The sequence below is a fragment of the Burkholderia sp. NFPP32 genome, assembly GCF_900119325.1.
Classification (GTDB): Bacteria; Pseudomonadota; Gammaproteobacteria; order Burkholderiales; family Burkholderiaceae; genus Burkholderia; species Burkholderia pyrrocinia_C.
This window is the reverse complement of record NZ_FPJP01000069.1, coordinates 1-1,996: the sequence shown is the minus strand read 5'-3', so window position 1 is coordinate 1,996 and position 1,996 is coordinate 1. Positions and strand designations below refer to the sequence as shown.

Annotated in this window: 1 protein-coding gene; it reads left to right on the top strand. The window is 55.9% G+C overall.

Annotated elements, in window-relative coordinates; genetic code table 11:
- Nucleotides 1–1,996: dermonecrotic toxin domain-containing protein (locus tag BT264_RS39500; RefSeq protein ID WP_177318461.1), on the top strand; the 1,996-nt coding region annotated here is incomplete at both ends.

Sequence of the window (1,996 nt, the reverse complement as noted above, 5' to 3'; positions counted from 1 at the left end):
CGGATGACTTGCGCGAGTCGTTCGACGCCGACGGTCCACTCAAGGAGCGTGACCTCCGTCTGATCGAAGAGAATCGGCCTGAATGGTGGAAGAAAGGCTCGTCGCAGGATAGAGCAGCACTCGGAACCTACCAGGAGGCAGCCGACCAACTCGAGAACAACTTCGAGGAACTCGAATCGGGTATTCCCACCCTGGAAGAGTTTGCCGTCGGTAAAATTCGTGAGGAACTGCAAGCAAAGTATCCTGGCATCGATCCGGACAAGAGCGCCGTTACCATCGGATATTATCAACCGCCCGAAGGGCCAACGCGGCTCAACCCGAATCCGCAACCCCAGTATAAGACGATCTCGGTCACGCTCACCGAGTACGTGGTGCTGGAAAGAAGGCTTGCCCAGAATCCACCGGACGATGACACGGGGTTTTCGGGCACGCTGCTCGATATCCTCGTATCGGGCTCGGATTTTGCCAAGCTCTTCAGAGAGAACAAGGTCAGCGTCACCGCGACGTTGAGCGACACGGATGGCAACGCGATCACGGACACGAGTGGCAAGGCGGTTACGCTCGACAAGAATGCACTGAATGCACTCGCCGGGAAGCTGGATATCGGCAAGGGTTATAAGGAACTGCTGACCGACAAATATCTGGGCGCCAACGGACAGAAGCTGCAATCGACCTGGAAGGCGGCCTACCTGGCAAGAATGCAGGTGGACGCCCAGGAAGCCAGGATGAGCGGGGAAATCGATGCGCTCTATGACGACAAAACCCCTTCCCGCATGGTGCAGGCGGTGCTCAAGAGTCCCGACTCCCAAAAACGGGAGAAGGTGAATAGGCACGAGATCCAGACGGAGGAATTCACCGTCGATATCTGGGAGAAAGGCCAGCCTCAAAACACCGTTCGCGCCACCTATCCGGTGAACGGCATGCTCGTGATCGGCGCAGCCGACAAGGGATTGGCCACGGTTGTGCTCTATACGCCCGACGGCCCGGACGGCAAGACGTTTCGTACCTATCGCAGCCGCGAGGACATGAAGAAGGACCCCATGTTCAAACAGCCGGAATGGATCGCGTATTTTAAGGGTCGTGTCTCGCTAGGCAATGTGTCGGTGGGCGGCAAGACCATGACCCGCCAAGCTGGTATCGAGCAATACACCGAAGCCAATGAGAAATCAGGCTCTAGTTGGACGAGTTTGAATACAAATGCCCTCAAAGGCGATTTTACCGCTCCGCTGTACTCGGCCGCAGTCTCCACGAAACTCGAGAACGCCGATACCTTCTCCGTCACGAATGATGAACTGCATCAGGAATCGTTGCAGAAGAAAATCAGTGCCGGAATCGGACTCGCGTTTGATCTAGTCGATGTCGTTCCGTTCGGAAAACTTGCCAAGGGTCTCAGGGCACTCGGCCGACTAGCGAATCCGCGCAAGATTCTCGCCCGCCTTCCGAAAGGCATACATCTCCTCCGGGAAACCGGCCATGCGAACAAAGTCCCGTTCGGCGTCGCGCGTCATAACACCGGCGTCGGCGGCGCGGGCCCGTCTTTGGAGCTCCTGAAAGAAATTGAGATCCCGAGCAATCGACTCAAGGACCTGAAATACATCAAGGCCGATGATATGTATGCCGACGGGCCGTACCGGTACATCCTGATCGGCAAACGCTTGTTCCGGTTGGACAGACAGCAAGACGTTCTCACCCACGAGGCCCGATTCTTCATTAGAAAAGAATTTGACAGCCTCACTAGATACCCGGTCGAGCGCGTGGGCGATCAATGGGTCGTGAAAAAAGAACCAAGGACGGGCGGGGCCGGCTCTGATACGTCATTGACATCGACCGCGACGATCAATCAACAACCCATTCTCAGGCTGAGGCATCCCGATAGAGTTCGGTTGAACAACATAGTCCAGAATTTGGCTGCTGCTCCCTTTGATGAGCAAGCGTTCCGGCGCAATGCGGCAGAACTCATTGATGTACTTTCCGCAGATGGAAATCAGGATACGTT